This window comes from Microbacterium sp. C448, assembly GCF_000582705.2.
Taxonomy (GTDB): domain Bacteria; phylum Actinomycetota; class Actinomycetes; order Actinomycetales; family Microbacteriaceae; genus Microbacterium; species Microbacterium lacus_A.
Genome location: NZ_HG779829.1, coordinates 1 through 7,995 on the forward strand (window position 1 = coordinate 1; position 7,995 = coordinate 7,995).

Consider the following 7,995-nt stretch of genomic DNA (forward strand, 5'->3'; position numbering starts at 1 on the left):
GACGCCCTCCGGGGCCTCAGCAAAGGAAAACGAGATGCCGAAGCAGAAGACCCACTCGGGTGCCAAGAAGCGCTTCAAGATCACCGGTAGCGGAAAGCTCAAGAAGCAGCAGGCAGGTATGCGCCACAACCTCGAGGGCAAGTCGAGCCGTCGCACGCGTCGCCTGAACCAGGACCAGGTCCTGTCCAAGGCCGACACCAAGGTCGCCAAGAAGCTTCTCGGTCGCTGAGCGCGCCGAATCAGGATAGGAAACAAGACAAATGGCTAGAGTCAAGCGGGCAGTAAACGCCCACAAGAAGCGTCGCGTCATCCTCGAGCGCGCCTCCGGTTACCGCGGACAGCGTTCGCGCCTGTACCGCAAGGCCAAGGAGCAGGTCACCCACTCCCTGGTCTACGCGTACCGTGACCGTCGCAAGCGCAAGGGCGACTTCCGTCGCCTGTGGATCCAGCGCATCAACGCCGCGTCCCGCCAGAACGGCCTGACGTACAACCGCTTCATCCAGGGCCTCGGCCTCGCGGGTGTGCAGGTCGACCGTCGCATGCTCGCCGAGCTCGCGGTCAACGAGCCCGCCACGTTCGCGTCGCTCGTCGCCACGGCCAAGGCCGCTCTGCCTGCCGACACGTCGGCGCCGAAGGCATCCGCGTAAGCACCTGTTTGTTCGAAGGCCCCGCTCTCTCTCGAGGGCGGGGCCTTCGGCGTTCACGGGCGCTACACCGCGGCGCCCTAGACTGTGCACGTGCTCGAGAACCCGCGCTCGCCGCGCGTGCGCGCCGTCGCAAAACTGACCAAACGAAGCGCCCGTCACGAGACGGGGCTGTTTCTGCTCGAGGGTCCGCAGGCCGTTCGCGAGGCTCTGACCTATCGGCCCGAGGCAATCGTCGAGTTCTTCGCGACCCCGACGGCTATCGAGCGGCACGGGGAACTACGTGAGCTCGCTGCCGCCGCCGGTGTCGAGGTCGAATACACGACCGAGGCCGTCCTCGACGCGATGGCCGATACCGTCACGCCGCAGGGGGTCGTCGCCGTCGCCCGGCAGTTCCCGGTTTCGATCCGCGAGATTTTCGGGGCATCCCCGCGCCTCATCGCCGTGTGCGAAGAGGTTCGCGACCCCGGCAACCTCGGCACGATCATTCGGGCAGCGGATGCCGCGGGTGCTGATGCCGTCGTGTTGACCGGCCGCACGGTCGATCCCTACAACCCCAAGGTCGTGCGCGCGACCACCGGTTCCCTGTTTCACCTCCCCATCGCGCTGACGACCGACCTCGCGGAGGCGCTCGAGCTGGCGCGCGGCGCGGGTCTGCGGGTCATCGCCGCCGATGTGAAGGGCGACGATCTGCTCAAGGCTCGCGACCAGGGGATCCTTGCCGAGCCGACCGCATGGCTCTTCGGGAATGAAGCACGCGGTCTCGAGGATTCGGCGCTCACGCTCGCCGATCTGGCCCTGAGACTGCCCATCTATGGCCGCGCGGAGTCGCTGAATCTCGCGACCGCGGCGAGCGTATGCCTCTACGAGAGTGCGTTCGCCCAACGTTCCTCTGATTCGCGCTGAGGCACTTCACCGCCTGTTACGGTCCGGTAAAGGTCGTGTCATCGGCACGTCGGTTCTTCTGACCCGTGCGTAGGGTGAGCTTCATGGTCAGCCAGAGCGACGCACAGCCGAAGACGTCGAACATCTCCGCACGACGAGGTGAGCCGCTTGTTGTGATCGAGCACGTCGACAAGCATTTCGGCGAACTACACGTCCTGCGCGACATCACGACCGTCGTCAACAGGGGCGAGGTCGTCGTCGTGATCGGTCCCTCGGGCAGCGGGAAGTCGACGCTCTGCCGTGCGATCAATCGCCTCGAGACGATCGACTCGGGTGTCATCACGATCGACGGCGCGAAGCTGCCAGAGGAGGGCGCGGGTCTCGCGAAGCTCCGGGCGGACGTCGGCATGGTGTTCCAGTCCTTCAATCTCTTCGCCCACAAGACGGTTCTCGAGAACGTCACGCTCGGGCCCATCAAAGTCCGTGGCATGAAGAAGAAGGCCGCCGACGAGATGGCGATGAAGCTGCTCGATCGTGTCGGCGTCGCAAACCAGGCGTCGAAGATGCCGAACCAGCTGTCCGGCGGACAACAGCAGCGTGTCGCAATTGCCCGCTCTCTCGCGATGAACCCGAAGGTCATCCTGATGGACGAGCCGACCAGTGCGCTCGACCCCGAGATGATCAACGAGGTGCTCGACGTGATGATCGGCCTCGCTGCGGACGGCATGACCATGATCGTCGTCACACACGAGATGGGATTCGCGCGGAAGGCCGCCGACCGTGTGCTCTTCATGGCTGATGGAGCCATCGTCGAAGAGGCGACCCCCGAAAACTTCTTCACCAATCCCCAGAGCGAACGGGCACAGGACTTCCTCTCGAAGATCCTCGAGCACTGAGCGCACCGGAAAATACTTGGCCGCCACCGCGGCCGGGGCCCTACACAACAGGTCGCCAACCCGCGACCCCCACAGCAAAGGACAGGTAGGACATGAAACGCTCACGACTTTCCCTCATCGGCCTCGCAGCAGTCGGAGCGCTCGCGCTCTCGGCATGCGCCGGCGGCAGCGGCGGCGAGACCTCGGTCGAGCCCGAGGAATCACCCACGTTCGAAGCCGGCACCACGATGGCCGAGCTCGCTGAGGCGGGCACCATCACGATCGGTACGAAGTTCGACCAGCCGCTCTTCGGTCTCATGGGACCGACCAACGAGCCGGAAGGTTTCGACGTCGAGATCGGCAAGATCATCGCCGCCGAGCTGGGCATCGCGGCGGAGGACATCGAGTGGAAGGAAGCGGTTTCTGCAAACCGCGAGCCTTTCATCGAGAACGGTGAAGTCGACCTCGTCATCGCCACCTACACGATCAACGACACCCGCAAGGAGGTCGTCTCGTTCGCGGGGCCGTACTACATGGCCGGCCAGTCGATCCTGACCCTGGCCGACAACGAGGACATCGAAAGCGAAGACGACCTCGTCGGGCAGCCCGTCTGCTCCGTAACGGGATCGACCCCCGCCGCGAACCTGGAGGCGCTCGGCGCCGAGGTGTTGCTCACCGACACCTACTCGAACTGCCTCGAGCCGCTGCGCAGCGGTGCCGTCGTGGCCGTGTCCACGGACAACGTGATTCTCGCGGGTCTTGCCGCGCAGAACGAGGGCGAGTTCAAGGTCGTCGGCGAGCCGTTCACGGACGAGCCGTACGGCATCGGCCTGGCGCTCGACGACACCGACTTCCGCATGTGGATCAACGACGTGCTGGAGGCGGCGTACGAAGACGGCCGCTACCAGGACGCGTGGGACGCCACGGCGGGAACGATCCTGCCGTTCGTCGACCCGCCCGCGGTCGACCGCTACTGATCGATCGGATGCCTCGGGCTGCAGAGATTCTGCGCCCGGGGCATCCGTCCCCCTGAAAGGAATGGAGATCGCGTGGAGCAACTCGCCTCGCTCATGCCGGTGTTCTGGGAAGGCTTCCGGGTCACCCTGCTGCTCCTCGCCGTCTCCGGCGTTCTGGCCCTCGTCATCGGAACCGTCATCGCAGCGATGCGTATCTCGCCGGTCGGTTCCCTGCGGGTCTTCGGGGCGGTCTGGACCGAGATCGCGCGCAACACCCCGCTGACTCTTGTCTTCTTCTTCTTTGCATTCATCGTGCCGTTCCTCGGGGTCCGGCTTCCCTACGTGGTGCTGGCGATCTTCGCCCTCACGTACTACACATCGCCCTTCGTCGCCGAAGCATTGCGCTCGGGGATCAACGGTGTGCCAGTCGGCCAGGCCGAGGCGGCACGCAGCATCGGTCTGGGCTTCGGTCAGACCGTCACGCTGGTCGTTCTTCCGCAGGCATTCCGGATGACGATCCCTCCCCTCATCAACGTCTTCATCGCCCTCACCAAGAACACCTCGGTGGCGGGCGGATTCTTCGTGGCCGAACTCTTCGCATCCACTCGCGAGCTCGCCAATGCAAACGGAAACATCGTCATCCCGATCCTCCTCCTCACCGCGGCGCTTTACCTGGTCGTGACGGTCCCCTTGGGCCTCTTCGCCGGTCAACTCGAAAAGAGAGTGGTGATGGGCCGATGAGTGCTCCGAGCGTTCTCTTCGACGCACCCGGTCCCCGCGCACGTCGAACGTCCCGCATCGCGTCCGTCATCGGCCTGATCGTCGTCGCCGGGCTCCTCGTCTGGGGCGGGATCATCCTGGCGCTGCCGCGCGAATCCGGCGGCGTGACCGTCCCCGGAATGTTCGCGCCGACGCGATGGGACATCTTCACCGACCCGGTTGTCTGGGGCTTCATCGGCCAGGGCGTCCTCGCTACGCTGCGAGCCGCGGGTGTCGCGGCCGTGGGCGCGATGGTGCTCGGCATCGTGCTCTCGCTCATGCGCAGTTCGACCATTGCGTGGGTGCGCATCCCGACCGCCGTATTCATCGAGTTCTTCCGCGGCATGCCCGTCCTGCTGATGATGCTGTTCATCCTGCTCGTGGCCTCCACGGGTGCCTTCTGGGCGGTCGTGATCGCCCTGGTCCTGTACAACGGAACGCTCATCGGCGAGGCGCTGCGGGCGGGACTCGTCGCCCTGCCGCGCGGCCAACGCGAGGCCGCTCTGTCGGTCGGCATGCGCGAATTCCAGTCGAAGATGCTCGTGGAGTTCCCCCAAGCTTTCCGCCAGATGCTGCCCATCATCGTCGCGCAGCTCGTCGTCCTGTTGAAGGACACCTCCCTCGGCTACATCGTGGGCTACAACGAGCTGATCCGAACGACGATGAATCAGCTCGCCAGTTTCTACGGCAACCGCTACCTGTTTTCGCTCTTCGCGGTCACGCTCGCGATCTATCTCGCCATCAACCTGACGCTGTCATGGTTCGCTCGGTGGCTGTCGCGCCGGACCGCCAGCGGCGGAACGCGCGGCAAGAAGGGCGGCGGGGGCAAGCCGATCGACCCGGATCAGGCGATCCTGATGGCGCAGGCTTCGGGGATAGCGCGGACCGCGACGGGCACATAAGCGGCGGGGCCCAGGCATCCGGCCCCGGTAGACTCGCCTCTCGTGTCTGACACTCCTGAGATCACGCCCGAGGCGGTCGAATCCGCGGCATCGGCGGCCCTCGCAGCCGTTGCCGCCGCGACGAACACCGCAGAGCTCAAGGCCGCGCGTGCGGCGCACGCGGGGGAGGGTTCGCCCCTCGCGCGACTGAACGCCCGCCTGCGCGACGTGCCCAAAGAGCAGAAGGCCGAGTTCGGCAAGCTCATGGGCCAGGCGCGTGGGCGCGTGTCGCAGGCGCTCGCCGCGCGCGAGGAAGAGCTGGTCGAGGCCGAGACGGCCGCCCGGCTCGAGGCGGAGCGGATCGACATCACCGCTGTGGCGTCCCGGACGCGCGTGGGCGCGAGGCATCCGCTCACCCTGCTGCAGGACCAGGTCAGCGACATCTTCGTCGGCATGGGGTGGGAGATCGCCGAGGGACCCGAGCTCGAGCACGAGTGGTTCAACTTCGACGCGCTCAACTTCGACGTCGACCACCCGGCACGTCAGATGCAGGACACCTTCTTCGTCGACCCGGTCGACCGTCACCTCGTGATGCGCACGCACACGAGCCCCGTGCAGGTCCGCTCGATGCTCGAGCGCGACATCCCGATCTACGTGCTCTGCCCGGGCCGGGTCTACCGCACCGACGAGTTCGACTCGACGCACCTGCCCGTCTTCACGCAGTTCGAGGGGCTCGTGATCGACAAGGGCATCACGATGGCGCATCTCAAGGGCACGCTCGACCACGCCGCGCGCGTTCTGTTCGGGCCCGAGGCGAAGACCCGCTTCCGCGCCAACTACTTCCCGTTCACCGAGCCCTCGGCCGAACTCGACCTCTGGCACCCGACATTCAAGGGCGGTGCACGCTGGATCGAGTGGGGCGGCTGCGGAATGGTCAACCCCAACGTCCTCCGGGCCGCGGGCATCGACCCCGAGGTGTACTCGGGCTTCGCGTTCGGGATGGGCATCGAGCGGACGCTGATGTTCCGCAGCGACGTGCAGGACATGCGCGACATGGCCGAAGGCGATGTCCGCTTCAGCGAGCAGTTCGGGATGGTGGTCTGATGCGCGTTCCGCTGTCGTGGTTGCGTGAGTACGTCGATGTGCCGACGGATGCGTCGCCCGAGGACGTGCTCGAAGCTCTCGTGCGCGTCGGGTTCGAAGAGGAGGACGTCCATCGGTTCGAGGTGACGGGTCCCGTCGTCGTCGGCGAGGTGCTCTCGTTCGAAGAGGAGCCGCAGTCGAACGGCAAGACGATCCGCTGGTGTCAGGTGCAGGTCGCGCCGGAGGGCGAGACCGCCGCGGACGGCGGTCCGGCGGTGCACGGCATCGTCTGCGGCGCCGGCAACTTCTTCGTCGGTGACAAGGTCGTCGTGACCCTGCCCGGCGCCGTGCTGCCCGGGCCGTTCCCGATCGCCGCGCGCAAGACCTACGGTCATGTGTCGGACGGCATGATCGCCTCGGCGCGCGAGCTGGGTCTCGGCGACGAGCACGCCGGCATCCTGCGCCTGGCCGAACTGGGCATCGACGCCCCCGTCGGGACCGACGCGATCGCGCTGCTCGGGCTCGACGACGTCGCGGTCGAGATCAACGTCACGCCCGACCGCGGATACGCGCTGTCGATCCGTGGCGTCGCTCGCGAGTACTCGCACTCGACCGGCGCGGCCTTCCGAGACCCGGGCGCGAAGGTGTGGGGCGAGGTCAACCTGACCGACGAGAGCGCCTTCTCCGTCGCGGTCGTCGACGACGCCCCGATCCGCGGCCGCGTCGGCGCATCCGAATTCGTCGCCCGCATCGTGCGCGACGTCGACCCGACCCGGCCCACGCCGCCGTGGATGATCGCGCGGCTCACGCTCGCGGGCATCCGCTCGCTCGGCATCCTGATCGACATCACGAACTATGTCATGCTCGAGCTCGGTCAGCCGATCCACGGGTACGACCTCGACAGGCTGCAGGGCGGCATCACGGTGCGCCGCGCGACCGTGGGCGAGAAGCTCGAGACGCTCGACGGCAAGGTGCGCGACCTCAGCCCGGAAGACCTGCTGATCACCGACGAGTCGGGCCCGATCGGGCTCGCCGGCGTGATGGGCGGCGGTACGACCGAGATGACGGATGCCACGCGCAACGTCTTGATCGAGGCGGCGACGTTCGACACGGTCTCGATCGCGCGCACGGCCCGACGTCACAAGCTGCCGTCCGAGGCATCCCGCCGCTTCGAGCGCGGTGTCGACCCCGCGATCCCGTTCGTTGCGGCGGCGCGGGTTGCCGAACTGATGGTCGAACTCGCGGGCGGGACCGACACCCGTGCGGGCGGGGCGCTGATGCATGCCTACTCGACCCCCGGCATCGAACTGCCGCGCGGGTTCGTGTCCTCCGTCATCGGTGTGGAGTACGCCCCGGAACAGATTCGCGCGGCGCTCGAGATGATCGGGTGCGACGTTCGGGAACGCGAGTCGGACGACGTCGTGACGCCGCCGACGTGGCGCCCGGACCTGACCGACAAATGGACGCTCGCCGAAGAGGTCGCGCGCATCGAGGGGTACGACCAGATCCCGTCGGTGCTGCCGACCCCGCCGTCGGGCCGCGGTCTGACCGAGGCTCAGCAGGGCCGTCGTCGTGTCGCGAACGCGCTCGCCGCGGCCGGCTTCGTCGAGACCCCGTCGTTCCCGTTCACGACCGAGGCCCTGAACGACCTGCACGGCTCGGCATCCGGCGAGCACCTGCCGAGCATCAAGCTCGCGAACCCTCTCGACGGCCAGGCGTCTTTCCTGCGCCGTTCGCTCGTGCCTGCGCTGCTGCAGGCCGCGCATCGCAACCTCTCGCGCGGCCTGACGGACCTGACGATCTTCGAGACGGGCAGCGTGTTCGTGCCCGAACCCGGGGTCGAGTACGGCACGTCGTTCGTGCCGCCGCTCGCCGAGCGTCCGAGCGACGACGTGCTGGCCGAGCTGAACGC

The 7,995-nt window shown here is 67.0% G+C and carries 9 protein-coding genes; all 9 read left to right on the plus strand.

Annotated features, from left to right (window positions below; translation table 11 throughout):
• The first annotated feature begins 34 nt into the window (after positions 1-34).
• Entirely contained in the window at positions 35-229 is a 195-nt protein-coding gene (gene rpmI, locus MIC448_RS15710; protein WP_036301881.1) for a 50S ribosomal protein L35, read from the plus strand.
• Between the two features lie 31 nt (positions 230-260).
• Complete coding sequence (rplT, locus tag MIC448_RS15715; RefSeq protein ID WP_036301883.1) at positions 261-647, plus strand: 50S ribosomal protein L20; 387 nt, start codon at positions 261-263, stop codon at positions 645-647.
• A gap of 90 nt (positions 648-737) precedes the next feature.
• The gene (locus tag MIC448_RS15720; protein ID WP_036301885.1) at positions 738-1,550 is read left to right on the plus strand and encodes an RNA methyltransferase; all 813 of its coding nucleotides are present in this window, start codon (positions 738-740) and stop codon (positions 1,548-1,550) included.
• An 83-nt stretch (positions 1,551-1,633) separates the two neighbouring features.
• Entirely contained in the window at positions 1,634-2,425 is a 792-nt protein-coding gene (locus MIC448_RS15725; protein ID WP_243420057.1) for an amino acid ABC transporter ATP-binding protein, read from the plus strand.
• A 92-nt stretch (positions 2,426-2,517) separates the two neighbouring features.
• Complete coding sequence (locus MIC448_RS15730) at positions 2,518-3,381, plus strand: glutamate ABC transporter substrate-binding protein (RefSeq protein ID WP_036301887.1); 864 nt, start codon at positions 2,518-2,520, stop codon at positions 3,379-3,381.
• A 72-nt stretch (positions 3,382-3,453) separates the two neighbouring features.
• On the plus strand, positions 3,454-4,101 hold the full coding sequence (locus MIC448_RS15735) for an amino acid ABC transporter permease (protein WP_036301889.1): 648 nt from the start codon (positions 3,454-3,456) through the stop codon (positions 4,099-4,101).
• Positions 4,098-5,021, plus strand: coding sequence for an amino acid ABC transporter permease (locus MIC448_RS15740; RefSeq protein ID WP_036301891.1), 924 nt, complete (start codon positions 4,098-4,100; stop codon positions 5,019-5,021). The genes MIC448_RS15735 and MIC448_RS15740 overlap by 4 nt, the downstream gene beginning before the upstream one ends.
• A gap of 42 nt (positions 5,022-5,063) precedes the next feature.
• On the plus strand, positions 5,064-6,104 hold the full coding sequence (gene pheS, locus MIC448_RS15745) for a phenylalanine--tRNA ligase subunit alpha (protein WP_036301893.1): 1,041 nt from the start codon (positions 5,064-5,066) through the stop codon (positions 6,102-6,104).
• Positions 6,104-7,995: phenylalanine--tRNA ligase subunit beta (gene pheT, locus MIC448_RS15750; protein ID WP_036301895.1), on the plus strand; the 1,892-nt coding region annotated here is incomplete at its 3' end. The genes pheS and pheT, both read left to right, overlap by 1 nt.

What these genes read in the sequence shown, in the direction of transcription:
- MIC448_RS15725 (WP_243420057.1), top strand. Translation starts at nt 1,634, where the DNA reads ATGGTCAGCCAGAGCGACGCACAGCCGAAGACGTCGAACATCTCCGCA.
- MIC448_RS15730 (WP_036301887.1), top strand. Translation starts at nt 2,518, where the DNA reads ATGAAACGCTCACGACTTTCCCTCATCGGCCTCGCAGCAGTCGGAGCG.
- MIC448_RS15740 (WP_036301891.1), top strand. Translation starts at nt 4,098, where the DNA reads ATGAGTGCTCCGAGCGTTCTCTTCGACGCACCCGGTCCCCGCGCACGT.
- rplT (WP_036301883.1), top strand. Translation starts at nt 261, where the DNA reads ATGGCTAGAGTCAAGCGGGCAGTAAACGCCCACAAGAAGCGTCGCGTC.
- rpmI (WP_036301881.1), top strand. Translation starts at nt 35, where the DNA reads ATGCCGAAGCAGAAGACCCACTCGGGTGCCAAGAAGCGCTTCAAGATC.